This is a genomic window from Pseudomonas sp. KBW05 (assembly GCF_003852405.1).
GTDB lineage: Bacteria > Pseudomonadota > Gammaproteobacteria > Pseudomonadales > Pseudomonadaceae > Aquipseudomonas.
On record NZ_QAJM01000022.1, the window covers coordinates 90,200 to 115,684 of the forward strand.

General features: G+C 60.8%; 17 protein-coding genes. 8 read left to right on the plus strand and 9 right to left on the minus strand.

What is annotated here, in order from left to right; all coding sequences use genetic code 11:
- Nucleotides 1–109: 109 nt before the first annotated feature.
- The 3 genes from DBR46_RS21320 to DBR46_RS21330 form a co-directional block, all read right to left on the minus strand.
- On the minus strand, nucleotides 110–2,554 hold the full coding sequence (locus DBR46_RS21320) for a TonB-dependent siderophore receptor (RefSeq protein WP_124527783.1): 2,445 nt from the start codon (nucleotides 2,552–2,554) through the stop codon (nucleotides 110–112).
- A 96-nt stretch (nucleotides 2,555–2,650) separates the two neighbouring features.
- Nucleotides 2,651–3,598, minus strand: a complete 948-nt coding sequence (locus DBR46_RS21325) for a FecR domain-containing protein (protein WP_124527784.1) — start codon at nucleotides 3,596–3,598, stop codon at nucleotides 2,651–2,653.
- Complete coding sequence (locus DBR46_RS21330; RefSeq protein ID WP_124527785.1) at nucleotides 3,595–4,131, minus strand: sigma-70 family RNA polymerase sigma factor; 537 nt, start codon at nucleotides 4,129–4,131, stop codon at nucleotides 3,595–3,597. The genes DBR46_RS21325 and DBR46_RS21330 overlap by 4 nt, the downstream gene beginning before the upstream one ends.
- 481 nt (nucleotides 4,132–4,612) lie before the next feature.
- Here DBR46_RS21330 and DBR46_RS21335 point away from each other — a divergent pair, with 481 nt between their 5' ends.
- The gene (locus DBR46_RS21335; RefSeq protein ID WP_124527786.1) at nucleotides 4,613–6,046 is read left to right on the plus strand and encodes a glycosyltransferase family 39 protein; all 1,434 of its coding nucleotides are present in this window, start codon (nucleotides 4,613–4,615) and stop codon (nucleotides 6,044–6,046) included.
- Between the two features lie 15 nt (nucleotides 6,047–6,061).
- Here the strand turns inward: DBR46_RS21335 and DBR46_RS21340 are convergent, their stop codons facing one another.
- On the minus strand, nucleotides 6,062–6,550 hold the full coding sequence (locus DBR46_RS21340; protein WP_017739158.1) for a TIGR00645 family protein: 489 nt from the start codon (nucleotides 6,548–6,550) through the stop codon (nucleotides 6,062–6,064).
- A gap of 161 nt (nucleotides 6,551–6,711) precedes the next feature.
- Here DBR46_RS21340 and DBR46_RS21345 point away from each other — a divergent pair, with 161 nt between their 5' ends.
- Nucleotides 6,712–8,535, plus strand: coding sequence for a hypothetical protein (locus tag DBR46_RS21345; protein WP_124527787.1), 1,824 nt, complete (start codon nucleotides 6,712–6,714; stop codon nucleotides 8,533–8,535).
- Between the two features lie 3 nt (nucleotides 8,536–8,538).
- Here DBR46_RS21345 and DBR46_RS21350 read toward each other — a convergent pair whose 3' ends face one another.
- Together DBR46_RS21350 and DBR46_RS21360 are read right to left on the minus strand one after the other, a co-directional pair.
- Complete coding sequence (locus tag DBR46_RS21350; RefSeq protein WP_124527788.1) at nucleotides 8,539–8,847, minus strand: hypothetical protein; 309 nt, start codon at nucleotides 8,845–8,847, stop codon at nucleotides 8,539–8,541.
- Nucleotides 8,848–9,161: 314 nt separating this feature from the next.
- Nucleotides 9,162–11,600, minus strand: coding sequence for a Lon protease family protein (locus DBR46_RS21360; protein WP_124527790.1), 2,439 nt, complete (start codon nucleotides 11,598–11,600; stop codon nucleotides 9,162–9,164).
- Between the two features lie 268 nt (nucleotides 11,601–11,868).
- Here DBR46_RS21360 and DBR46_RS21365 point away from each other — a divergent pair, with 268 nt between their 5' ends.
- The 4 genes from DBR46_RS21365 to DBR46_RS21380 all read left to right on the plus strand — a co-directional run bounded on the left by DBR46_RS21365 (nucleotide 11,869) and on the right by DBR46_RS21380 (nucleotide 15,219).
- Nucleotides 11,869–12,357, plus strand: coding sequence for a DUF3015 domain-containing protein (locus DBR46_RS21365; RefSeq protein WP_026137099.1), 489 nt, complete (start codon nucleotides 11,869–11,871; stop codon nucleotides 12,355–12,357).
- 90 nt (nucleotides 12,358–12,447) lie between these two features.
- Nucleotides 12,448–14,301 (plus strand): DUF4105 domain-containing protein, encoded by a 1,854-nt coding sequence (locus tag DBR46_RS21370; protein WP_124527791.1) that lies wholly within the window; start codon nucleotides 12,448–12,450, stop codon nucleotides 14,299–14,301.
- A gap of 172 nt (nucleotides 14,302–14,473) precedes the next feature.
- A complete protein-coding gene (locus tag DBR46_RS21375; protein ID WP_124527792.1) occupies nucleotides 14,474–14,767 on the plus strand; it encodes a chorismate mutase in 294 nt (97 codons plus the stop codon).
- Nucleotides 14,768–14,862: 95 nt separating this feature from the next.
- The gene (locus tag DBR46_RS21380) at nucleotides 14,863–15,219 is read left to right on the plus strand and encodes a hypothetical protein (RefSeq protein WP_124527793.1); all 357 of its coding nucleotides are present in this window, start codon (nucleotides 14,863–14,865) and stop codon (nucleotides 15,217–15,219) included.
- Between the two features lie 15 nt (nucleotides 15,220–15,234).
- Here DBR46_RS21380 and gdhA read toward each other — a convergent pair whose 3' ends face one another.
- Both gdhA and ettA read right to left on the minus strand, forming a co-directional pair.
- Nucleotides 15,235–16,572: an NADP-specific glutamate dehydrogenase gene (gdhA, locus tag DBR46_RS21385; protein ID WP_124527794.1), complete on the minus strand. Its 1,338-nt coding sequence runs from the start codon at nucleotides 16,570–16,572 to the stop codon at nucleotides 15,235–15,237.
- Between the two features lie 339 nt (nucleotides 16,573–16,911).
- Nucleotides 16,912–18,576: an energy-dependent translational throttle protein EttA gene (gene ettA / locus DBR46_RS21390; protein WP_017737425.1), complete on the minus strand. Its 1,665-nt coding sequence runs from the start codon at nucleotides 18,574–18,576 to the stop codon at nucleotides 16,912–16,914.
- 285 nt (nucleotides 18,577–18,861) lie between these two features.
- Here ettA and DBR46_RS21395 point away from each other — a divergent pair, with 285 nt between their 5' ends.
- Both DBR46_RS21395 and glyA read left to right on the plus strand, forming a co-directional pair.
- Entirely contained in the window at nucleotides 18,862–22,713 is a 3,852-nt protein-coding gene (locus DBR46_RS21395; protein ID WP_124527795.1) for a bifunctional diguanylate cyclase/phosphodiesterase, read from the plus strand.
- A gap of 240 nt (nucleotides 22,714–22,953) precedes the next feature.
- Complete coding sequence (gene glyA / locus DBR46_RS21400; protein ID WP_017737423.1) at nucleotides 22,954–24,207, plus strand: serine hydroxymethyltransferase; 1,254 nt, start codon at nucleotides 22,954–22,956, stop codon at nucleotides 24,205–24,207.
- 195 nt (nucleotides 24,208–24,402) lie between these two features.
- Here the strand turns inward: glyA and yjiA are convergent, their stop codons facing one another.
- Complete coding sequence (yjiA, locus tag DBR46_RS21405; protein WP_124527796.1) at nucleotides 24,403–25,362, minus strand: GTPase; 960 nt, start codon at nucleotides 25,360–25,362, stop codon at nucleotides 24,403–24,405.
- Nucleotides 25,363–25,485 lie beyond the last annotated feature (123 nt).

A 25,485-nucleotide genomic window follows, 5' to 3' on the forward strand; every position in this document is an offset into this window, starting at 1 on the left:
AACACACATGGTTGTAGAACCGTAGAGATCGTTTACATCTGAAACCGGGGACAACGTTCACACATGTGAGGCTTGGACCCAGCGCCTCGGCCTTTGTCTCTCCCCCCCCTCAAAAACCCCAACGCATCGACACCATCACATTCCGCGGATCGCCGTAGTACGAAGACCGATAAAACCCAATATTGGTGAAGTACTTCTTATCCAACACATTATTCACATTCACCGACGCCGAGAGATTTTTACTGATCTGGTACCTCGCCATCAGGTCCACCAGCCAGTACGGATCCTGGGAGAACACTTGATTAACCCCCTTCCCATAGTTGTAGGCATCCTGCCAGCCCTTGCCTTGCCAGCGGGCGCCGCCGCCGAGGGTGAGTTTGTCGAGGCTGCCGGTGAGTTTGTAGCTGGTGTAGAAGTTGAGTTGGTCTTCAGGCTCCCAGGTGGAGATTTTTTTGCCGCTGTCGTCACGGCTGATCTTATGGGTGTAGCCCGCTTGCAGTTGCCAGCCGGGTGCCAGTTCGCCGGAGATTTCGGCTTCGTAGCCCTTGGTCTTGGCCTTGATGCCGACGTAGGCCCAATCCAGTGGCAGGTTGGTGGGGTTGTTGTTGTATTCGGTATCTTCTTCGGCGCGGTTTTCTTCGTGCACTTCAAAGTAGGCAAGGCTGGTGTTCAGGCGGCCGCCGAAGAATTCACCCTTGAGGCCCACTTCGTAGTTTTTGCCTTCGTCGGGCTCGACCATTTTGTTGTTGCGGTCGGGGCGTAGCATTTGCGGCATGAAGATTTCGGTGTAGCTGGCGTAGGCCGAAACGTTGTCGTTGATGTCGTAGACCACCCCGACATAGGGGATGACTTTGCCGGTCTCCGTGGAGTCGTTGGTGCCGGTGAGGCGGTAGTCGGTCAGGCGTGAGCCGAGCAGCAGGGACAGGTCGTCGGTGAGGCTCAGGCGGGTGGAGAAATACACTGCGTTTTGCCGGGTGACGTCATCCTTGGTCATGCTCGGCGAACCCCAGTCCGGCTCGTCATCGTCGCCGTCCCAGCCGTACAGGTCGTAGTTGCCGTGGCTACCGTTGTAGTAGTCCTTGTCTTTCCAGTGCGAGCGAGAAGTCGAGGTGCCAACCACCAGTTGATGCTCGCGCCCCGCCAGGCTGAAGGGCCCGGAAAGATACATGTCGAGGTTGTTGCTGATGGTCCGGCCGGTGTATTTGGCGGCGTACACCGAGGCGGTGGTGGTGCTGTTGGGCGATGCGTAACCCAGTGGTGCGTTGTAGCCGTTGAGCTGATTGGTGTAGTTGGCCTTGGCGACCCAGCCGTTGTCGAGGTTGTGCTCCAGCGTTACAAACACGGAGCGGCTGTATTGTTGCCAGCCGCTCCATTTAGGGCCGTTGTTGTAGGAGCGCGGGAAGCTGATTTCATTGCCTGCCGTGTCAAACAACGAGCGGCTGCCGGTCCAGCTGGAGCCTTTGGGGTCGTTGTTCTGGTAGTCGGCGCCGACCGTCAGCAAGGTGTCCGGCGACAGGTCGAATTCCAGCGTGCCGTAGTAAACGTTGGTCTTGCGTTCGTAATGGTCCATGAACGAATGCTTGTCCTGATACACCATCACCGCCCGCCCGCGCACGTTGCCGCTGTCGGTCAGCGGGCCGCTGAGGTCGAGTTCCGAGCGGTAGTTGTCCCACGAGCCCGCGCCCAGGTCGACATGCCCCTGGAACTGCGCAGTGGGTTTCTTGCGGATCAGGTTGATCGTGCCGCCAGGGCCACCGGCGCCGGTCATCAGGCCCGGGGCGCCCTTGAGGACTTCGACGCGGTCGTAGATCGCCATGTCGCTCAGGGTTTGCCCGGCGGAGTAACCGTCGTTGCGGGTGGTGGGAATGCCGTCGTATTGAAAGCTCTGGATGGCAAAACCGCGCGCGTAGTAGTTGGTGCGCTCGCTGTCGAAGGTCGCGACCGTGACGCCGGGCGTGTGCCGCATGACGTCATCGATGGACGCCAGGTTGAAGTCATCCATGGTCTGGCGGGTAATCACGGACACCGACTGCGGCGTCTCTTTCAGGCTCAGGTTCATCTTGGTCGCGGAATTCGTCGAGCCGGTCGTATAGGAACCGCTGCCCTCGGTGGTTTGCGCCAGCTCCTGGCCGCGAATGCTGACCGGGCCGAGGCTGATGGCGTCGCCCTGTTGCGCCGCAGACACCAGATAGGTGCGCTCATCGACTTTTTGCGCCTGCAGACCACTGCCCTGCAGCAACAGCGCGAAACCCTGCTCGACGCTGTAGACCCCATTCAACCCCGCCGTATTGCGCCCGGCGGTGAGGTTCGCGTCAAACGACACCACCACGCCAGCATCCCCCGAAAACCGCGTCAGCGCTGTGCCCAAAGGACCGGCCGCGATGCGAAAAGCCTTTTGCTCGGCGCTGGCTTGAGCCTGCTCGGCAGCCTGCGCCAGGGGTGCCAGGGCGATGCACTGCAAGGCCAGGCCGGCGGACAGAATCGCCGTGGCCAGTGCCGATTTGCGTGGCCGATGGGGGCGAAGACAAACGTCCTCTGTTTGCTGGAGGGACATGGGGGCTCCTGACGTAATGGGCAGAGTTTTATAAGTTCAGGAGTAGGTCGAGCGGGGATTCGGTTTTCTACAGAGGTCGCGCATTTATTTTTGCGTTCAGGCGTTTTTCACCACCCGCGTCCAGTAGCGGGTGCGGCGCACTACCGCCACCGGCAGCGCGCGCGAGACGGCAGCCAGTGCGGCATCCAGATCGTCCAGGGGGAACGCGCCGGACAGCAGCAGGTGGCTCACGTCATCCGCACAGCCTAGATAGCCGACGCGATACCGACTCAGTTCAGCCAACACCTGCCGCAACGGCCAGGCGTCGACCAGCAGGCGGCCTTGCACCCACTCTTCGCTTCCCGGCGCCGCCGCGTGCAGCGGACCAAAATCGCCCCGGTGGAAGGTGATGGCCTGCCCACTGTTGACCAACTGCGTGCGCCCATCGCCCAGGCGGATCTGCACCGCATGCTCCGACACGCTCAGGGTGGTACTGCCGTCGTTCTGTCGTACATCGAACTGCGTGCCCAGTGCCTGCATATCGCCTTGGGCGCTGCGCACCACAAAGGGCCGCGGATCTTGGCCGGTTTGCACCTGGATCTCACCGACGCGCAGGGTGATCAGGCGCAATTGGCCGGTGAATTCGATATCCACTGCCGTAGCGGTGTTGAGGACCAGGCGGGTACCGTCGGCCAACTGCACGCTGCGCCGCTCGCCCACGTTCGTGCGCAGGTCGGCCAACCACAACGGGGCCTGCCGATAGCCGGACCAGCCAAGGCCACCGACCCCGCCGGCCAGTACCAGGCCTTTGAGCAGCGTACGGCGGTTGAGCGCCGGGCCGGCGCTTGGCCCGTGATCGAGCGCTTGATACGCCACGGCGCCGGGCAGTTGGCCCAGTTGGGTTTGCAGGTTTTCGACACGCTGCCAGGCCCAGCGATGGGTCGGGCTGTCCAGGTGCCACTGGCGAAACGCCTGCTCCAGCGCCACGTCATCCGGCGCCCCTGCACGACGGGCCAACCATTGTGCAGCGGCGCTCAGGGCCTGGCGCTTGTCGTCGATGGTCACAACTCGGACTCCAGCACGAACAGCAGGCAATGCTCCGAAGCCTTGGCCACGTATTGCGTCACGGAGCTTACCGAAACCCCCAAGGACGCGGCGATCTCCTTGTAACCCTGGCCTTGCAGTTGCGAGAGCAGGAATGCCTGCTTCACCTTGCGCCCCAGGCCATCGAGCATCGCATCCACCGCGTGCAGCGCCTCGAGCATCAACAGCTTGTCTTCCGGTGACAACGCGTAGCTTTCAGGCTGCTGGGCCAGCGCTTGCAGGTAAGCCTGCTCCAACCCATGGCGACGAAAACTGTCGATCATCACCCGCCGCGCAACGGTGGCCAGATAGGGACGCGGTTGTTGCAGGCCCTTTGCAGGCGGCCCTTTGCGCTCGCTGAGCAGCAGGCGTACGAAGGTGTCCTGGGCCATGTCTGCCGCCTGATGAGAACAACCCAACCGCGCCCGCAGCCAACGCACCAGCCAACCGTGGTGGTCACTGTACAGGCGGGCGATCGACTGGGGCGCTTCGTGGGGAGGGAGGGTGGCCGACATGGTAATTGCGCGCATTTGAGAATGAATCGCAATCTAGCCTAAAGGCCTGGGGATGGCAATTGTCCGCGATCAACCCGCAGAATAGGCCGCCGTAATGGACCCACTGCTATCAGTCGTCATTCTTCTTACGAGCAGAACATTCAGCAGCTACGCGACAACCTACGAATACGCAACCGGAGGCCATCGCAGTTGCAAAGGCATCCACGTATTCGATACGGAACTGAACCAACAGATCAAAATCTGCGGCACAAACGGCGCTGATCGTCAGGGTTGGGTACGGGTGGAAAAGCTCAGCGGGCCGCTGGGAATCTTTGTCATAGGCACGGTGCCCATCTGACGCTCGCATTGCCAGATCGGCGCAGGGACCGCCCCTTCACTATTTCCCCATCCGTTCACGAAATATTCAGAATCGCCGACCGATACTAGCCCATTGCAATGACCGCTCCCCCCGAGCGCTCCTCCGCCCTGGTAGCCAGAATCCATGACGCGTCCTGTTCCTCTGCTGCTCCTGCTTGTTGCCCTGTTGTTTTTCTTCGCCCTTGGCAGCCATGAGCTGCAAGGCTCCACCGAAGCCCGCGTCGCCGGGATTGCGATGGCCATGCACCTGGACAACAACTGGGTGGTGCCGCAGTTGTTTCGCGAGCCGTTCCTGGAAAAACCGCCCCTGAGCCTGTGGCTCGACGCCGGGGCGATTCGCCTGTTTGGCGGCACCACCTGGGCGGTGCGCCTGGCCTCGGCGTTCGCCGGGTTGTTCAGCGTGATGCTGTTCTACGGGATGTTGCGCAAGTTCGGCCGGCCGCAGACTTTGGCGTTTTGCGCGGCGTTGATCCTGGCAACCATGGCCAGCTATTGGGGCAACGTGCGCGGCGTGGGTGAAGACTCGCTGCTCAGCCTTGGCGTGACCACCGCACTGCTGGCGTTCTACCAAGCGATGCGCCCGGACAACCAGGGCTCCAAGGCCGGCGCATGGGCGCTGTTCACCGCGGGTATGGTGATCGCTACCTTGAGCAAAGGCGTATTGGGCCTGGCGATGCCGGGCATTGTGATTTTTGTGTACCTGGCCGTGACCAGCGTGATGGACAAGCGCCTGCGGATCGGCGATTGGCTCAAGCCTGGGTTGTTCACCCTGCTGGCTTTGGTGCCCCTGATTATCTGGCTGGCGTTCCTGTTCCAGCGCGGCGGCATGCAGGCCGTCGGTGAAGTGTTGTGGACCAACAGCGTCGGGCGCTTCAGTGGCTCGTTTGTCGAGGCCGGGCACTACGAGCCGTTCTACTACTACATCGCCAAGCTGCCCGAGGCTTTCCTGCCGTGGAATATCCTGGTGTACCTGGGCCTGTGGCATTTCCGTAAGAGCCTGATGCGCAATCGCTACCAGCTGTTTTTCTGCATCTGGCTGGTGGCGCAGTTCACCTTGCTGACGCTGGCGTCCAGCAAGCGCACCGTGTACCTGATGTCGCTCACGCCGGCCGCCGCGGTGCTGGCGGCGGAATATGGCCTCGTCCTGCTGCAATGGCTGAAAGCGCGCAAGCCCGGCTTGTACCGCTACCATCGGCAGGCGATCGGCGGCGTGTTCGCCGTACTGATTGCCAGCTATATGGTCGCTGCAGGCGTGTTTGCGCCCAAAGCCGACAAGCGCGAGTCCTTCGTGCCGGTGATCAGCCAGCTTCAGGCGCTGCAAGCAGAAGGTCGAGAGGTGGCGATATTTCAGCCAAACGAGCGGATTGCCGGGGCCGGGGTGTTCTATATGCAGGGCTACGTGCCGCTCCTGCAAACCGAGCCCGAGTTGCGCGCATTCCTTACTGCCAAACCCGGCAACGTTGCGTTGACGGATCACACCAAAGGGCTGGATGAGCCGGTGAAGGTGATCAAGGAGATGGCGATCGGCCGCCAGCCTTACTACTTCGTCGAGCAATAAGGCCGGCGCGGTGCATCAGTGCTTGGTCAGCTTGTCCAGGTAACCCATGGCAAACGCCGATACGACGAAGGTCATGTGAATGATCACGTACCACATCAGGTGCTGTGGATCGACGTTCTTGGCGTCCATGAAGATGCGCAGCAGGTGGATCGAGGAAATCGCCACGATGGACGCCGCCACTTTCATCTTCAGCGAGGAAGAGTCCATGGTGCCCAGCCAGTTGAGCTTTTCCTTGTTGTCATCGATATCCAGCTGCGAGACGAAGTTCTCGTAGCCGGAAATCATCACCATCACCAGCAAGCCACCCACCAGCGCCATGTCGATCAACGACAGCAGCAGCAGGATGACGTCGGCTTCCAACATGGTGAACACGTTGGGCAGGACGTGGATGATTTCCTGAAAGAACTTCAACGCCAGGATCAGCAAGCCCAGGGACAGCCCCAGGTAGATCGGCGCCAGCAGCCAGCGTGAGGCGTACATAGTGTTTTCGATAAAGCGTTCCATGGGATCTCACACAGCGGGGCTAGAAATGGCGGCGAGTATACCAGCCGCTACCAAACACCTGTAACCGCGAGAAAACTGACCTGGGCGCATCTGTAAGAGAATTTTTCTGCTAGTGTCGAGGCCATTAAATCGGCTCGATGACGTCGGACAGGAAAACTCAGATGATGGATGTGCGAACGCCTTTGGCCAGCTTCGGCCTGTGTGCAGTGTTGCTGATGGCCAGCGGCTGCTCCCCCAAAGATGAGCAGAAGCAAGCCACCCTCGAAGAGAAAACCGCTAAGTTCGAACAGTCGCTGGACAGCATCCAGGACCCCAAACTGCGCGACGCCATCGCCGACCTTGGCGGTTCGCTGCTGTTGCTGGAACGGGCACGGGTCAAACTCGCCGACAAATCCATCGAAGCCGAATACGGCGAAAACTCCCTCGCCCTGCTAACGCATTACCCTACGCCCCAGGCGCTGGTGGACACCTATATCAACGGCCTTTTCGTACTGCGCAAAGCCTCCCATTCCGACTACCTGACGGACTTGCAGCCGGTCTTCCCCTTCAGCTTCAACAGCCCGGACCAGTTCCCGTTCCCCCATGGGCTGGAATGGCAGTCGGTAACGTTGAGCAACAACAAAGTCATCCCCTTCCAGCCGGAATGGTCAGAAACCGACCCCGGCATCCAACTGAGCCCCAGCAGTTCCAACCTGACCAACCCCGATGATTTGACGGTGACCTACCCGTTCATCGACGGCATCGAGACTGAAAACAAAAGCCAGCCGCAGCCCGTCAGCCTCAAAGGCACGGTGGAAGTGGTCGCTCCGGGCAAGGTCCTGAACTTTGACCTGAGCAAACAGGACGTCGGGCGCACACGTACCGAAGGCACCGTCACCCTCAAGCTGCTGTTGCTGGAAAAGAACTACGCCGAGATCGAGATGAGCAACAGCGCGCCCCTGGCCCCGGAGGTTGGTGACGAGTCGCCCAACCCGCTGCTGGTCGAGGCGCGGGACAGCACCGGGCAATTTCTCACACGCTCGGGCTCGATCAACGAAAGCGCCGCACAGGTGGCGTTCTACGAGAAACAATTGGCCGAGATGCAAAAACAGACGGCCTGGTCCGAGGCCTTCGAGAAGAAGCTCGTCGACCAACAGAAAGACTTCGAACACAAGCAGAGCAGCCATTACGCCAAGGTCTACTTCAATGGCGTGATCGATAACCTGCAGATCAGCGTGCTGGATTTTTCCAAGGCCACGCTCACCCGCAAAGACCTCGACCTGCCGGTACTGCGCTTCGACAAGAACAGCCTGCAAAAAACCGTGCAAGCCTTGCCGATGCCCGTCACGGTATACGACGACGGTGCCGCGAGCTGGCTGAAAGACGCGACCCTGACCGAAGACCAGCTGAAAAACAGCGTCACCATCAGCCAGTCCACCGAAGACGCCAGCGCCGCGCATATCGTGTTCGACCACCCGTTCACCTTCAATGACGACCTGGTCGGCGCCGAACGCAACAGCAGCGAATCGCCCATCACCTTCTTCACTGCCGACGACAAGGGCGAGCGCGGCGAGCCCATCGAGCTACCGAGCGAAGCCTTCGAGCTCAACCCGGCACGCGGCACCCTCACCTACGACCTCAACCTGTTCCCGGAAAACCCGGCGTTTGTGGTCGGCTCGATCCCACTGTTCCTGGCCACCATCGAGAAAGCCACGATTGACACCGCCAAGCTGCCCAAAGGCCTGTCGCTCAAGGACAACGCGCTGGTGGTTGACCAGAAAGAGTTCCCCGCCGACAGCTGGCGCTTCTATGCCAAGGACGCCAGCGGCAATTACCTCAAGGAAATCCTCGGCGTCAGCCACCGCGCCGAGGAGTACGGCACGGCGATGTTTGACGTGCACTATTTCTACGGCCAGCCGACCACCCTGGAAAGCTACCAGCGCACCGACCTGGACACCGTGCAATACGGTTTCGAGGTCAAGTTGGACAAGCCCGAGAGCAAGTAGCGCTCAGTGATGGGTGTCGCCATTGAGCTGTCGCAAATGGGCCTGCATGTGCAGGCTCCAGATCTGCGGATCGCCGGCCTGCTCATAGCCATGCAGCGTGAGGCTGTCGACGATTGATTCCAGCATGGTTTCTGCCACGAACGGCCCATGAAACGGGCCTTGTGACTTGATGGTGGACGGCTGTTCACCGGTCATTCCGGCGGCAAACAACAAGGTCCACAGCCCGTTATCCCCGGCAAGAGGGCGAATGGAACATTCGATACGGGTGACCAGGCCCAGGCACTGGCGGGTAAGGCAAAGGCTGCGCGGCATGGCGGCGACCCTCGGTAGATCGGTGTTCAGCCTCAACGCTTGGCGAGGCTGTTTCTATCCTGCGACTCCTGTGGAGATCCCTTGAGCAGAGAATAGAAGAAAACCGCGAGAAACCAAGGTTGTAGGGACCAACGGGCGTTGGTCCCAAAACCGAGTCAATTTCATGACACCCCCCCCAAAGGTACTGCTGTACCCCTGTGGGAGCTGGCTTGCCTGCGATGACTGACTCACAGCCACCATTTCTGTTGGCTGATACACCGCTATCGCAGGCAAGCCAGCTCCCACAGAAGCCCGCTCCCACAGGGGATCGAGCATCAGGTTGGCTTGGCTTCGGCCAACGCCTCCTGCGCCAACTCCTTCTCTGCTTCCTTCAGGTCTTCCTCGCTGATCATCTCCGCAATCACCCGCAAACGCTCAACCACCCGCGCATTGACCGAGCCTTCCGGGAATTGCCCTTCGTCATCCGGCGCACCGGCCGGCTCGCCCACCAGCAGGCTCAAGGCTTCATCCGCCTGGCGCACCGCATAGATATGGAATTGCCCGGCGCGTACCGCCTGCAACACCTTCTCGTCGAGCATCAACGTGGCAACGTTGGCCTGGGGAATGATTGCCCCCTGCTCGCCGGTCAAACCGCGCGCTTCGCACAGGCGGAAGAACCCTTCGATCTTCTCATTGACCCCACCCACTGCCTGCACTTCACCGAACTGGTTGATCGAACCGGTGATGGCAAAGCACTGCTTGAGCGGCGTCTTCGACAGGGCCGAGATCAAGGTGCACGCCTCGCCCAGAGACGCACTGTCACCGTCCACGTAACCGTAGGACTGCTCCAGCGCGATGCTCGCCGAGATCGCCAGCGGGAATTCCTGGGCATAACGGCTACCGAGGTAACCGGTGAGGATCATCACGCCCTTGGAGTGAATCGGCTGGCCGAGGTTGACCTCGCGCTCGATATCGACAATGCCGCTGCCGCCCGGGTACACCGTGGCGGAAATCCGCGCCGGTACGCCAAAGGCTGAGTCACCGACTTCCAACACCGTCAGCCCGTTGCACTTGCCGACGGCAGCACCGTCGGTGTCGATCAGGATCACCCCGGCGAGCATGTCGTCGAGAATCCGCGCCGATACACGCCCGGTGCGGGTGGCCTTGGCCTTGAGCGCCCGCTCGATGTGCCCGGCGTCGGTCATCTCGTCGCCGGCCAGGTGGCGAATGAAATCCGCTTCGCTGACCAACTGAAACAAATCGCCGATACGCGCCGACAAACGGCCCTGATGCTCCGCCAACCGTGCGCTGTAGGTGGCCAACCGCGCCACCGCATCCGAGGTCAGCGGCGCCATGCCTTCTTCCGAGGTACGGGTCTTGAGCAACTGGGCGAACTGCTCCAGGCTTTCGTCGACCATCGGGATGTCTTCGTCGAAGTCCACCAGCACGCGGAACATCTCCTGGAAGTCCGGATCGGCGTCCTGCAACGCGTAGTACAGCTGGCGCGAGCCGATGATGATCACCTTGACCTGCAACGGGATCATCTGCGGGTTGAGGGTCACGGTGGCCAGGCGGCCCAGCTCGCCCAACGGCGATTCCATCTTCAGCTTGCGCGATTGCAGGGAGCGCTTGAGGGCGTCCCACACAAACGGCTCGCTGAGCATTTTCTCGGCTTCAAGGATCAGGAAACCGCCATTGGCACGGTGCAATGCGCCCGGGCGCAACTGGCGATAGGTGGTGTAGAGCGCGCCCTGATCGGTGCTGTATTCGATACGGCCGAACAGGTTGTCGTAGGTCGGGTGCGGTTCGAACACCACTGGCGCACCGCCGTTGACCGGATGGCCCACCACCAGGCTTGGGCAGTATTGCTCTTCGAGCAACTTGCGCGCCTGGGCGTCGGTCTTGGCATCGTCCACCAATTGCTCGACCACGGTCTTGAGCAGGTACACCTGCATGGCTTGCAGGTAACCGCAGACGGCGGCGTTTTCCGCGTACTTTTCCGACAGCGGCGCGAGCAAAGGCTGTAGGGCCAGGGTGATGGTTTCTTCGTTGAACTGGCGCAGTTGGTTGTTCGACTCACGCTTCCACTGCGGCAGGCTGGCCAATTCTTCGTTGAGACGCTCTTCCAGCTCGGAAATATCCGTGTGGAAACGCTCGCGGTCGGCTTCCGGCAGCTGCGAGAACTCCGCCTCGTCCAGGGCCTTGCCGTCGAGCATCGGCGTAAACGCGATGTTGGAACTGTCGCGATACAGCGCCACGTCCTTTTCCAGGGCCAGGCGCTCGATCACGTCCAGGGCCTTGTCGTAACGCTGGTTGAAGGCGCGGTCGATGGCACTTTTGCGCTGCTGGTAAGTGGGGTGTTCGAAGACCGCCGGAAAGGTGGCCGTCAGGTTGTCGACCAACCCGTTGATGTCGTTGATGAACGAGGCCGCAGCGCCGCCCGGCAATTCCAGGGCGCGGGGTTCGCGAGGCTCATCGAAATTGTTCACGTAGACCCAGTCCGAAGGGGTCTGCAGGCGTTTGCCTTCAGCCTTCAGGTAGCGTTTGACGAACGAAAAGCGGCCGGTGCCCGGCTCGCCCATGACAAACACGTTGTAACCGGGGCGTGGCATGGCCACACCGAACTGCAAGGCTTCAACCGCACGTTCCTGGCCAAGCACACCGCGAAAGGGCTCCAAATCATTGGTGGTCGAGAAGCTGAACTGTTCAGCGGAGAAAGGGCGAGTCAGCGCTTCGGGCGCTAGACGCAAGCTGGCAGCAACAGGATCAGGCATCGGGCTTCCTTACATCAGGCGGGGCAGATGTCGGCATTCTGGCTCTCGCTTGCGCGCTCTGGCAAGGCGCGTTGTTGGGAAAGCTTGGGCACGGATCGGGTCCTACAAAAAAAAGCACGACATCTCTGATTGTTTTATAAAAAACCACGGAACCCCTTGAACCTGCCTAAACTCCAAACTGCGCGGGTTGGACTAATAACTGGCCCCTAGGGCGCCGCGATGCGCCTGAACCCTTGTCCATTGGTTTGCACACAAAGAGAACAAAGCTATGAAACGGATCCTTCTCGGTACTCTCTTCACCGTTGTCTCCCTCAATGCAATGGCAGAATCGCCAGGCGGCCCGAACTGCGGTTGGGGCAACATGCTGTTCGAAGGCCAGCGCGGCACGCCAGCCCACTTCCTGGCTTCCACCACCAACGGCACGTCCGGCAACGCCACCTTCGGCATGACCTCGGGCACCAACGGTTGCAGCACCAACAGCGCCCTGACCTACGGCGGCAAGTCCTGGATTGCCATGAATGGCATGATGAACGAGCTGTCCGAAGACATGGCCAAGGGCAATGGCGAAGCGCTGACCACCTACGCGGTGGTACTGGGCGTGGCGCCGGAAGATCGCGAGCACTTCGCGGCCGTGACCCACGAGCACTTCCAGCAAATCTTCAGCAAGGCTGACGTGACCGCTGACGACGTGCACAACAACACCCTGTCTGTACTGAAAAGCGATGCCCGCTTGGCGAAATACGCGACCCAAGCTTAAGCTCGACCAGCCCGCGCCTCTCCAGGCGCGGGCTGTATTTTTGGACCCACCCCCTTTTGGGTCTCACTTTTCCGACTTTAAGTTGCCCCTATGCTCAAACGCTTTGCCTGGATGGCACTCTTCGCCTGCGCCCCGTTGTACGCGGCCCCGCATCTTGATGATCAACGTTTGCAGCAACTGGCCAACGATCCGTTCTGGCTGTCTTTGGGCCATTACGAAGCCGGCAAAATCAGTGGCTGGCGCAGTTACGTCAGCGAGCAGAAGTTCTTCCTCGCCGCTGATGGCGCGCACCACCCCGACGCCGAACTCAAGGCCACCGTTGACGCGCTATACGCGCCGGCCAGCCTCGGCGAAAAACACGCCCAATGCGTCTACCCCGCACGTACCCGCTGGCTCAAGGATCAGTTGCACCTGACCGGCCTGCCCGCCGTGGACTGCGCCGAATTCAAGCAATGGTTCAAGGACGTCGCCCCCCATAGCGCGGTGATGATCTTCCCGGCGGCCTACCTCAACAGCCCGTCGTCGATGTTTGGCCACACCCTGCTGCGTATCGACCAGGCCGACGTGCAAAGAGACAAGACCGCCCTGCTCAGCTATGCGATCAACTTCGGCGCCTATATCGAAGGTTCCGACAACAGCATCCTCTACGCCTGGAAAGGCCTGATGGGCGGCTACCCCGGCCTGTTCGCACTGGTGCCGTACCAGGAAAAACTCTCCGAATACCGCAGCCTTGAGAACCGCGACCTGTGGGAATATCGCCTCAACCTCACGCAGGTCGAGACCGAGCGCATGGTCGAGCACGTGTGGGAGCTCAAGCAGATCAAGTTCGACTATTTCTTCTTCGACGAAAACTGCTCCTACCGCCTGCTGGAATTGCTGCAAGTAGCGCGTCCCGGCCTGCGCCTGACCGAACAGTTCCCGCTGACCGCGATCCCCACCGACACCGTAAAAGCCGTCAAGGATGCCGGCCTGGTTGAAAAGATCGACTACCGCCCTTCCCGCGAACGCGAGTTGCTGGAGCGTGCCAAGCCGCTGAACAGCGATGAACAGCAATGGGTGCTGAAAGTCAGCGATGACCAGAAGCAATTGCAAGACCCGGCGTTCAAGGCCCTCGCCAAAGACCGCCAGGCCCTGATCATCGACGCCGCCTACCGCCTTGGCCGTTACCGCGCCAATGGCCTGGAACGCGACCCTGCTCGCTCCCAACGCAGCTTCGAACTGCTGCGCGCGATCAACCAGAACCCCGCGCCCGACCTCCAGATCACCCCGCCTGGCCTGCCGGAAAACGGCCATGAATCGCGCACCTGGCAAGCCGGCATCGGCACCCGGGGCGACAAGGCCTTTGGCGAATACGGCCTGCGCATGGCCTACCACGACCTCAACGACAACGCCGAAGGCTTCCCCCTCGGCGCACAGATCGAAATCCTGCAAATGAAACTGCGCCAGTACGAAGGCAACCACTGGCAATTGCAGCAACTGGACCTGGCCACCATCCGTTCCCTGACGCCGCGCAACGCCTTGTTGCAACCGCTGTCCTGGCAAGTCACCGGCGGCCTTGAACGCGTACCGGGCAAGCACGACGACGAAACCCTGGTCGCCCACGTCAACGGCGGCGCCGGCGGCACCTGGCAACTGCGCGACGACATGCTCGGCTTCGCCCTCGGCACCGTGCGCGTGGAACACAACAATGACTTCAACGAAGCCATCTCACCGGCGGCAGGGTTCAATACCGGCGTGCTGTGGAGGAATCCACTGGGTAATTTGAGCCTGGAGGCCAAAGGGGATTTTTTCACCAATGGTGAAGTGCGCCGTAGTCTCAGCCTGAACCAGCAGTGGGAATTGTCGCGCAACCTGGGCGTACGCTTGAGCGCGCAGCGTGAGTACAGCCACTTGTCGACGCCGGTGAATGAAGTGATGCTGGAAGTGAAGTGGTATCACTACTAACTTGAGCTCGACCCAGATCCAAATGTGAGAGTGGGCTTGTGTGGGAGCGGGCTTGCTCGCGAATGCGGTGGATCAGACAAGACATCTGTAACTGACACACCGCATTCGCGAGCAAGCCCGCTCCCACAGGGGGTCCGCGTTTATTCAGATATACCTCAGGAGTTCCAATAACATGGCCGTTACCTGCATTACCCTCGACGAAGTCCGCAGCAACATCGACCGCCTCGACCAGCAAATCGTCACCCTGCTCGCCGAACGCGGCCAATATGTCTCTCAAGCCGCGCGCTTCAAAAAAGACACCGACAGCGTCAAAGCCCCGCAGCGGGTTGAACAGGTCATCGCCAAAGTGCGCAACCTATCCAATACCGTAGGCGCCAACCCGGACGTCACCGAACAGGTCTATCGCGCCATGATCGCGGCATTTATCCAGCAGGAATTGGCTGAGCATGCGGCGCTGTCCACCTAGCACCCAACGCCTTTCTCACGTCCCTTTCACGCCGACCCGACAATTCTCTATCTAGACTTCTCCCCATCAGCCGGTAGCCGGCCAGGGAGTCTGTCATGTGGCGGTATGCGGTATTGCTGTGCGCGGTGGTGTGGCTGGCCGGTTGCCAATCAACCCATGAGGATTTATTGGCCAAAGGTTATCCACCGGCCTTTGCCGATGGCTTTGACGACGGCTGCAGCAGCGGTCGCCAGGCCGCTGGCGTGATTACCGGGGAGTTTCGCAAGAACGTTCCGCGTTATCTGAAGGACCGCGAGTACGCCGAAGGGTGGGAAGACGGCTTTCGCCAGTGCAAGGCCATGCGTGAAAACGAAGAGCTGCGCGACTACAAGGACAATCACTGGGATGACCGTGAGCGCGCCTGGCAGCATGAGAAAGACCGCGATGCCGCCAGGGCCTATCGTTCGCAATAGACCCTGGCTGCAGGGTTAGACGATGCCTTGGGCCAGCATCGCGTCAGCGACTTTCACGAAGCCGGCGATGTTTGCGCCCTTCACGTAGTTGATCCGGCCGTTTTCTTCGCCGTAGTGCACGCACGCGTGGTGGATCGACTGCATGATGTTGTGCAGCTTGCTGTCCACTTCACCGGCAGTCCACAGCAGGCGCATGGCATTCTGCGACATTTCCAGGCCGCTCACGGCCACGCCGCCGGCGTTGGAGGCCTTGCCCGGGGCGAACAGAATGCCCGCTTCGATAAAGATATCCACCGCCGCCAGGGTGGTCGGCATGTTGGCGCCTTCGGCCACGCAAATGCAGCCGTTGCGCAGCAAGGTGCGAGCGGCTTCGGCGTCGAGTTCGTTCTGGGTCGCGCAGGGCAGCGCGATGTCGCAGGCCAGTTCCCAAGGGGTTTGGCCTTTGCGGAATTCCAGGCCGAACCGTTCAGCCAGTTCGCTGATGCGACCGCGCTGGACGTTTTTCAGCTCCAGCAGGGCCGACCACTGTTCTTCGGTCAAACCGCTTTCGGCGTACAGGGTGCCTTCCGAGTCAGACAGGGAGATCACCTTGCCGCCCAGGTCCATGACCTTGCGCGCCGCGTATTGCGCCACGTTGCCGGAGCCGGACACCGCCACGCGCTTGCCTTCAACCCGCAGGCCGTCGCGCTTGAGCATTTCTTCGGCGAAGTACACGCAACCGAAACCGGTGGCTTCCGGGCGAATCAGGCTGCCGCCGTAGGTCATGCCCTTGCCGGTCAGCACGGAGGTGAACTGGTTGCTCAGGCGCTTGTACTGGCCGAACAGGAAGCCGATCTCGCGGGCGCCCACGCCGATATCGCCGGCCGGCACGTCAACGTCGGCGCCGATGTGGCGGTACAGCTCGCTCATGAAGGACTGGCAGAAGCGCATGACTTCAGCGTCGCTCTTGCCCTTGGGATCGAAGTCCGAGCCACCTTTGCCGCCGCCCATGGGCAGCGAGGTCAGGGAGTTCTTGAAGGTCTGCTCGAAGGCGAGGAATTTCAGCACGCCCAGGTTCACCGACGGGTGGAAGCGCAGGCCGCCTTTGTACGGGCCGATGGCGCTGTTCATCTGGATGCGGAAGCCGCGATTGACCTGGACCTTGCCATGATCGTCCACCCACGACACCCGGAAGGTAATCGCACGTTCCGGCTCGCAGATGCGTTCCAGGATACCCGAGGTCAGGTAGTGCGGATTGGACTCTAGAAACGGCCACAGGCTGCGTAGGACTTCTTCTACGGCCTGGTGGAATTCTGGCTGGTCCGGGTCGCGTTTCTTCAGGCGGGCAAGGAAGGATTCGACGGATTCGATCATGGAAAAGTCTCGGCAAATTGATTGTTTTTAAATGAGATTGGGCCGGACTTTATCAATTCATGTCGCACTGCGACAGGGCAAAATGTCGCTTTTGTGAATTTAAATGGTGCACTGGATATAAATAGAGGCCCTTTTTTGCCCTTAAACAGGGATTTCAACCCAAGGTATGCACCAACATATAAACCGCCATCGCAGGCAAGCCAGCTCCCACATTGACGGTGTTCACAAATCAAATGTGGGAGCTGGCTTGCCTGCGATGAACCCACCCCGGTCCACCTGAAAAACACACAAAAAAAAACGGAGCCCGAAGGCTCCGCTTTTTCAAACCACCAACCCGAATCAGGCCAGTTTTTTGTGACGCACGCGATGCGGCTGGGCAGCAGCGTCGCCCAAGCGCTTTTTACGGTCCGCTTCGTACTCGGTGTAGTTACCTTCGAAGAACACCGCTTGCGAGTCGTCTTCGTACGCCAGGATGTGGGTCGCGACGCGGTCAAGGAACCACCGATCGTGAGAGATCACAATGGCGGCGCCCGGGAAGTCCAGCAGGGCTTCTTCCAGGGAACGCAGGGTTTCAACGTCGAGGTCGTTGGACGGTTCGTCGAGCAGCAGGACGTTGCCGCCCTCTTTCAAGGTCAGGGCCAGGTGCAAGCGACCGCGCTCACCACCGGACAGGTCCTTGACGAACTTCTGCTGATCGCCGCCCTTGAAGTTGAAACGACCGACGTAGGTACGCGACGGGATTTCATAGTTGCCGATGCGGATCTGGTCGGAACCGTCGGAAATCTGCTGGAACACTGTCTTGCTGCCGTCGAGGTCTTCGCGGCTCTGGTCCACACAGGCCAGTTGCACGGTTTCGCCGATCTCGATGCTGCCGGAGTCCGGGGTCTCCTTGCCCATCAGCATGCGGAACAGTGTGGATTTACCCGCACCGTTACCACCAATAACGCCGACGATCGCGCCTTTTGGCATGGAGAACGACAGGTTGTCGATCAACACACGGTCGCCATAGCCTTTGGACACGTTCTTGAACTCGATGACCTTGTCACCCAGGCGCGGACCGGCCGGGATGTAGATCTCGTTGGTTTCCGAACGCTTCTGGAATTCCTGCGATTGCATTTCTTCGAAGCGTTGCAGACGTGCCTTGGATTTCGACTGGCGGGCCTTGGCGCCTTTGCGCACCCACTCCAGTTCTTCCTTCATGGCTTTTTCGTGGGCCGATTGCTGCTTGGATTCGGCGGCCAGACGGTCGGACTTGGCTTCCAGCCAACCGGAGTAGTTGCCCTCGTAAGGGATACCGGCGCCACGGTCGAGCTCGAGGATCCAGCCGGCAACGTTGTCCAGGAAGTAACGGTCGTGCGTGATCGCTACCACGGTGCCCGGGAAGTCGTGGAGGAAGTGTTCCAGCCAGGCGACGGAATCGGCGTCCAAGTGGTTGGTTGGTTCGTCGAGCAGCAGCATGTCGGGGGCCGACAGCAGCAGGCGGCACAAGGCCACACGACGCTTCTCACCACCGGACAGGAATTCGACCTTGGCGTCCCACGCCGGCAGGCGCAGTGCGTCGGCGGCCACTTCCAGCTGGCGCTCCAGGTTGTGGCCATCGCCAGCCTGCAGGATGGCTTCGAGCTTGGCCTGTTCAGCGGCCAGTTTGTCGAAGTCGGCGTCTTCGTCAGCGTAAGCCGCGTAGACCTCGTCCAGGCGCGCCTGGGCGTTCTTGATCACGGCGACGGCTTCTTCAACCACTTCGCGCACGGTCTTGGTCGGGTCCAGGATCGGCTCTTGCGGCAGGTAGCCGATGTTCAACTCGGGCATCGGGCGCGCTTCGCCTTCGAACTCGGTATCGACGCCGGCCATGATTTTCAGCAGCGTGGACTTACCCGAACCGTTGAGGCCGAGCACGCCGATCTTGGCGCCAGGGAAGAAGGACAGCGAAATGTTTTTCAGGATTTCCCGCTTCGGCGGAACAACTTTTCCCAGCCGATGCATGGTGAAGACGTATTGAGCCATGGTGAACCTAGCGTCAGTGACTGATGAATTAAGCGGGCGAAGCCCGTGTCAGGCCATGCGCCGCGCGGGCCGTTGACGATAATCAATGCCTGCGTGCGGAAAAAAGCCTGAATGTCTGGGGCTGGAACGCCCTCGCGTAACCGGCAAAGCTACCTGAATGCGCTTGGTCAGTCCAGCCAAGCGGGGCTGGCACTTTGCCACAACTCAAGGCATGCTAGCCGCCCTTCGGCGTCCGGCTTATAGTGCGTGTCGCACGCCAGTCCAGCCAACCCGCAGGATCACAGCTTGTCCAAAGTCACGCCGCCCACTCCTCTGCGCGCCGCTCATATAGCGCCGGGAGCACCCCTGCACGGCACCTTGAAAGGCGCATTGGCGACGCTTGTCCTCATGCTGCTCGCTTTATTGTTCTGGCAGTTGCTGGACCAGTTGCAGCAAAACCAGAAAAATCAGCAGCAATACACCATCGACTACAGCGCCGACCTGGCTGAGCAGATCAGCCTGAACATGGCCCTGAGCGCAAAAATCGCCCTGAATCTGCTGCCGATGGTCGAGCCGCCGCGCAACAACGAACAACAGCAAGCGCTGATGCACACGCTGCAGCGTTCCCTGCCGGAGCTGCGCAGCATCGCCCTGCTCGCTCCCAGCGGCGCCATCATCAGTGACAGCGCCAGCGACAGCCAGGACGCGGCCTGGCTTGAAGAGCTGGTGCAGCGCAGCCATTCCCAGCCTTATTACCTGAGCAACAGCAGCGACGGCACGATCATCTACCTGTTGCTGCACCAGCCCAGCGGCGGCTCACGGGTCTATTGGGCGCTGCGCCTGGCGCCCAACTACCTGGTCAACCTGACCCGCCAGGACGGCCAGGGCCAGCGGCCGATGTGGGCCATCGAGAACCGCCTGAACCACCGCGTGGTCAGCCGTGACAGCGGCATGCCGGCGCAATGGGCGTCGGCGCTGACCCCGGACGAACTGAACAAAAGCGTGCTGGTTACCCCGCTGAGCAAAAGCGACTGGCAATTGCGCGGGCTGTTCGACCGCACCGCCGTGCTGGAAGAACTGCTGCCGGCGTTCATCGGCAAGTGCCTGCTGGGCCTGGCGTTCTCGCTGATCCCGGTGCTCGTGCTGGTCAACATGCGCCGCCGCCAGCGTCAGGTGCACGAGGGCCGCCGGCGCTACCAGGATATTTTCGAAGGCACCGGCGTGGCCCTGTGCGTGCTCGACCTGTCCGGGCTCAACGCGTTCTTCGACAAGGCCAGGCTGCAAACCCGCGAACAACTGCGCGACTGGCTGCAAGGCAACCGCGAGCAACGCCAGCAACTGCTGCGGGAACTGCGCATCACCGAGGTCAATCAGGTCGCGGTGCGCCTGCTCAACGTCAGCTCGTGCGAAGAGGCCTGGGAACGCCTGATCGACGATTGCCCGCGCAATGCCACGGCCATCGGCTACCAGGTGCTCGAAGCGGTCCTGACCGAGCAAAAGCAACTGGAACTGGAAATCCAGCTCAACGACGTCGCCGGCAACGAACAATACCTGTGGCTGGTGATGCGCCTGCCGGAGCAGCAGGACGACTTCAAGGCCGTGATCCTGAGCATCAGCGACATCACCAGCCGCAAGCTGATCGAGCTGTCGCTGGTGGAGCGCGAGAGTTTCTGGTCGGACGTGGTACGCACCGTGCCCGACCACCTGTATGTGCAGGACGTGATCAGCCAGCGCATGATTTTCAGCAACCACCACCTGGGCCACACCCTCGGCTATAACAAGGCCGAATTGCAGCAAATGGGCGAGTACTTCTGGGAAATCCTGCTCCATCCCGAAGACGCCGAGCATTACCACGACCTGCGCCAACAGCAGCGCCAGGCCGGCTATTCGACGCAGTTGCAATGCCAGCTGCGCTTCCGTCACCGCAATAACCAGTGGCGTCGCTTCGATATCCGCGAGCAGGCCCTGGCCCGGGACAAGGCGGCGCAAGTCACGCGCATCATCGGCGTGGCCAAGGACATCACCGACCAGATCGAAGCCAGCGAATCCCTGCGCGACAGCGAGCAGCGCTACCGCATGCTCGCCGAAAGCATCAGCGACGTGATCTGCTCCACCGACAGCCAACTGGCCCTCAACTACATCAGCCCGTCGGTCAGTGCAGTGCTGGGCTATGACGTGGATTGGGTGTTCAAGAACGGCTGGCAGTCGATCATCGCCAACCCGCAACAGCTGACCGGCATTTATAGCCTGGTGGAACAGGTCAGCCGTGCCCTCGGCGATAGCGAGGCGCTGGCCAAGCTGCGCGACGAAGCGCAAACCCAGCTGTTCCTGTTTGACTGCCTGCGCGCCGACGGGCGCAAAGTGCCGATCGAGCTGCGCCTGGTGCTGGTGTGGGATGAACACGGCACGTTCGAAGGCATCCTCGGCGTCGGCCGCGACATCAGCCAGCAACGCCGCGCCGAGAAAGACCTGCGCATGGCAGCCACGGTATTCGAACACTCCACCTCGGCGATCCTGATCACCGACCCCGCCGGCTACATCGTGCAGGCCAACGACGCGTTCAGCCGCGTCAGTGGCTACAGCGTCGCCGATGTGCTCGACCAGTTACCGAACATGCTCACCGTCGACGAGCAGCAGGAAGCCCATCTGCGCTACGTGCTCAAGCAGTTGCACCAGCACAGCACCTGGGAAGGCGAAGTGTGGCTCAAGCGCCGCAACGGCGAGCATTACCCGGCGTGGGTCGGCATCACTGCCGTGTTCGACGACGAAGGCGACCTGGCCAGCTACGTGTGCTTCTTCAGCGATATCAGCGAGCGCAAGGCCAGCGAGCAGCGCATCCACCGCCTGGCCTATTACGACGCCCTGACCCACCTGCCCAACCGCACGCTGTTCCAGGACCGCCTGCACACCGCGTTGCAGTCGGCCGAACGGCAGAAGTCGTGGGTGGTGCTGATGTTCCTCGACCTTGACCGCTTCAAACCGATCAACGACTCCCTGGGCCACGCCGCCGGCGACCGCATGCTCAAGGAAATGGCCACGCGCCTGCTCGGTTGCGTCGCCGAAGACGACACCGTGGCGCGCATGGGCGGCGACGAGTTCACCTTGCTGCTGCAACCGCGCATCAGCCGCGAAATGGCGCTGAACCGCGCAATCCACGTGGCCGAGCAGATCCTCGCCAGCCTGGTGAAGCCGTTTGTGCTGGAAGGTCGCGAGTTCTTTGTCACGGCCAGTATCGGTATCGCCCTCAGCCCGCAGGACGGCAACGAGCTGAGCCAGCTGATGAAAAACGCCGACACCGCGATGTACCACGCCAAGGAACGCGGCAAGAACAACTTCCAGTTCTACCAGGCCGACATGAACGCCAGCGCCCTGGAACGCCTGGAGCTGGAAAGCGACCTGCGCCACGCCCTGGACCAGAACGAATTCGTGCTCTATTACCAGCCGCAGTTCAGCGGCGATGGCAAACGTTTGACCGGCGCCGAAGCCCTACTGCGCTGGCGTCACCCGCGTCGCGGGCTGGTGCCGCCGGGGGACTTTATCCCGGTGCTGGAAGAATTGGGCCTGGTGGTGGACGTGGGCGACTGGGTCATCAGCGAGGCCTGCCGCCAGCTCAAGACATGGCACCAGAACAAGGTGCGCGTGCCGAAAGTTTCGGTGAACATCTCGGCGCGGCAGTTCTCCGACGGCCAACTGGGCGAGCGCATCGCCAGCATCCTTGAAGACACCGGCCTGCCTCCGGCGTGCCTGGAGCTGGAGCTGACCGAAAGTATCCTGATGCGCGAAGTCAACGAAGCCATGCATATCCTCGACAGCCTGAAAAACCTGGGCTTGAGCATTGCCGTAGACGACTTCGGCACCGGCTATTCGTCGCTCAACTACCTCAAGCAATTCCCCATCGACGTGTTGAAGATCGACCGCACCTTTGTCGATGGCCTGCCGTCTGGCGAACAGGACGCGCAGATCGCCCGCGCCATTATCGCCATGGCCCACAGCCTGAACCTGGCGGTGATCGCCGAAGGTGTGGAGACCCATGAGCAGTTGGACTTCCTGCGTGAGCATGGTTGCGATGAGGTGCAGGGGTATCTGTTCGGACGGCCGATGCCGGCGAATCGGTTTGAGGCGCAGTTCAGCAATGATGCGCTGTTCATGTTCGACTGAGACTTTGTGGTGAGGCTGCTGGCCTCTTCGCGAGCAAGCCCGCTCCCACACTTGACCGAGTTCCAACTTTGAAATGCGGTCGAATGTGGGAGCGGGCTTGCTCGCGAAGAGGCCCTCACAGCCACCGCCCATCCCCAGATGAGCCCCACTTGTCCGCGACATGATGTCCTTTCATATGCCATCTAAAACCCATTGGGTTAGAATGCCCTCCTTTTCTGCCCCCGATCCTTGAGGACCGCCATGTTCAGCCGTGATTTGACTATTGCCAAGTACGACGCCGATCTCTTTGCCGCCATGGAGCAAGAAGCCGTGCGCCAGGAAGAGCACATTGAGCTGATCGCTTCGGAAAACTACACCAGCCCAGCGGTCATGGAGGCTCAGGGTTCGGTTCTGACCAACAAGTACGCCGAAGGCTACCCAGGCAAGCGCTACTACGGCGGTTGCGAGTACGTCGACGTGGTTGAGCAGTTGGCCATCGACCGTGCCAAGGAACTGTTCGGCGCCGATTACGCCAACGTCCAGCCACACGCCGGCTCCCAAGCCAACAGCGCCGTGTACCTGGCCCTGCTGCAAGGCGGCGACACCATCCTGGGCATGAGCCTGGCCCACGGCGGTCACCTGACCCACGGCGCCAGCGTTTCCTCCTCTGGCAAGCTGTACAACGCCGTTCAATACGGTATCGATGCCAACGGCCTGATCGACTACGACGAAGTCGAGCGCCTGGCAGTTGAACACAAGCCGAAAATGATCGTGGCCGGTTTCTCTGCCTACTCGCAGATCCTGGATTTCCCACGTTTCCGCGCTATCGCCGACAAGGTTGGCGCCTACCTGTTCGTCGACATGGCCCACGTGGCCGGTCTGGTCGCCGCTGGCGTCTACCCGAACCCAGTGCCTTACGCTGACGTAGTGACCACCACTACCCACAAGACCCTGCGCGGTCCACGTGGCGGCCTGATCCTGGCTCGCGCCAACGCCGACATCGAGAAGAAGCTGAACTCCGCCGTATTCCCAGGCGCCCAGGGTGGCCCGCTGGAGCACGTGATCGCTGCCAAGGCGATCTGCTTCAAGGAAGCACTGCAGCCTGAGTTCAAGACCTACCAGCAACAAGTGGTGAAGAACGCCCAGACCATGGCCAGCGTGTTCATCGAGCGCGGTTTTGACGTGGTGTCCGGCGGTACTGAAAACCACCTGTTCCTGCTGTCGCTGATCAAGCAGGACATTTCCGGTAAAGATGCTGACGCTGCCCTGGGCAAAGCCTTCATCACCGTGAACAAAAACTCCGTGCCGAACGACCCACGTTCGCCGTTCGTCACCTCCGGCCTGCGCTTCGGTACCCCGGCTGTGACCACTCGTGGCTTCAAGGAAGCAGAGTGCAAGGAACTGGCTGGCTGGATCTGCGACATCCTGGCTGACCTGAACAACGAAGCCGTGATCGACGCGGTCCGTGAGAAGGTCAAGGCCATCTGCAAGAAGCTGCCGGTGTACGGCGCTTGATTGCAGTAGCTTGAATGAAAAGCCCGGCTCTTGAGCCGGGCTTTTTTGTGCCTGAAAACACTGCTTTCTCAAGCTGAAATGCAATCAAATGTGGGAGCTGGCTTGCCTGCGATAGCTGACTTTCAGTTAGCCCATCAGTGCCTGATGCACCGCTATCGCAGGCAAGCCAGCTCCCACAGTGGATCGGATTTCAATTCAGGATTGGTAAACCTTTGCAAAGCCGTCGCGAATCTTGTCTTCCGGCAATTCATCGGCAATAAACACAATCACACTCTCCCGCGCCTCGCCCTCGGCCCATTCGGTATCCCAATCGAAACCGTAGAGCTTGAGCACACCCTGGAACACCATCCGGCGGTCTTCCCCGGCAATGTTCAGCACGCCCTTGTAGCGCAGCAGTTGCTTGCCGTGATCTTCCAGCAGCTCGTTCATGAACTCGCTGAGCCGGTCAATATCCAGCGGCTGGTCGGTGCGCAGCACCAGGCTGGAGATACGGTCGATAGACGGCGCCTTGCTGACCGGTCTCAGGCTCATGCCGGCATTGAGGTTGAAGCCACGTACGTCGAGCAATTCGGCCAGGTCGATGTTGCCGTGGTCCACCACGCGAATCGGCGCGCGACGGTTGATGCGGGTCAGGCGCTCGCTGAGGGCGTCAAAGGTGGCTTCATCCACCAAGTCACGCTTGCTCACCAGCAGGCGGTCGGCAAAGCCGATCTGCGCCTGGGCGATGGTCTGGGTCAGGTGATGCTCGGCGTGGGCCGCGTCCACCAGGGTGATGATGCCGTCGAGAATGTAGCGCTCACGCAGTTCCTCGTCGATAAAAAAGGTCTGCGCCACCGGTGCCGGGTCGGCCAGGCCGGTGGTCTCGATCACTAGGCGATCGAAGGCGATCTCGCCGCTGTCCAGGCGTTCGAGCAGCAGGTACAGGGCTTTGGTCAGGTCGGTGTGGATGGTGCAGCACACGCAGCCGTTGGACAGGGTCATGACTTGCACCGGTTCATCGCCCAACAGCTGGGTGTCGATACCGGCGTCACTGAATTCGTTTTCGATCACGGCGATTTTCAGGCCGTGCTCGGCTTTGAGCAGGTGGCGCAGCAAGGTGGTCTTGCCGGCGCCGAGGAAGCCGCTGAGGATGGTGACCGGGATGGGAGAGGACAAAACTGATCTCCTGATAACTGAAGGAACACAAAACAAATGTGGGAGCGGGCTTGCTCGCGAAAGCAGTGTGTCAGCCAGCACATACATCAACTGACAGACCGCTTTCGCGAGCAAGCCCGCTCC

Coding starts and splice junctions, on each gene's coding strand:
- DBR46_RS21320 (WP_124527783.1), bottom strand. CDS start 2,554: ATGTCCCTCCAGCAAACAGAGGACGTTTGTCTTCGCCCCCATCGGCCA.
- DBR46_RS21330 (WP_124527785.1), bottom strand. CDS start 4,131: ATGTCGGCCACCCTCCCTCCCCACGAAGCGCCCCAGTCGATCGCCCGC.
- DBR46_RS21335 (WP_124527786.1), top strand. CDS start 4,613: ATGACGCGTCCTGTTCCTCTGCTGCTCCTGCTTGTTGCCCTGTTGTTT.
- DBR46_RS21340 (WP_017739158.1), bottom strand. CDS start 6,550: ATGGAACGCTTTATCGAAAACACTATGTACGCCTCACGCTGGCTGCTG.
- DBR46_RS21345 (WP_124527787.1), top strand. CDS start 6,712: ATGATGGATGTGCGAACGCCTTTGGCCAGCTTCGGCCTGTGTGCAGTG.
- DBR46_RS21350 (WP_124527788.1), bottom strand. CDS start 8,847: ATGCCGCGCAGCCTTTGCCTTACCCGCCAGTGCCTGGGCCTGGTCACC.
- DBR46_RS21360 (WP_124527790.1), bottom strand. CDS start 11,600: ATGCCTGATCCTGTTGCTGCCAGCTTGCGTCTAGCGCCCGAAGCGCTG.
- DBR46_RS21365 (WP_026137099.1), top strand. CDS start 11,869: ATGAAACGGATCCTTCTCGGTACTCTCTTCACCGTTGTCTCCCTCAAT.
- DBR46_RS21370 (WP_124527791.1), top strand. CDS start 12,448: ATGCTCAAACGCTTTGCCTGGATGGCACTCTTCGCCTGCGCCCCGTTG.
- DBR46_RS21375 (WP_124527792.1), top strand. CDS start 14,474: ATGGCCGTTACCTGCATTACCCTCGACGAAGTCCGCAGCAACATCGAC.
- DBR46_RS21380 (WP_124527793.1), top strand. CDS start 14,863: ATGTGGCGGTATGCGGTATTGCTGTGCGCGGTGGTGTGGCTGGCCGGT.
- gdhA (WP_124527794.1), bottom strand. CDS start 16,572: ATGATCGAATCCGTCGAATCCTTCCTTGCCCGCCTGAAGAAACGCGAC.
- ettA (WP_017737425.1), bottom strand. CDS start 18,576: ATGGCTCAATACGTCTTCACCATGCATCGGCTGGGAAAAGTTGTTCCG.
- glyA (WP_017737423.1), top strand. CDS start 22,954: ATGTTCAGCCGTGATTTGACTATTGCCAAGTACGACGCCGATCTCTTT.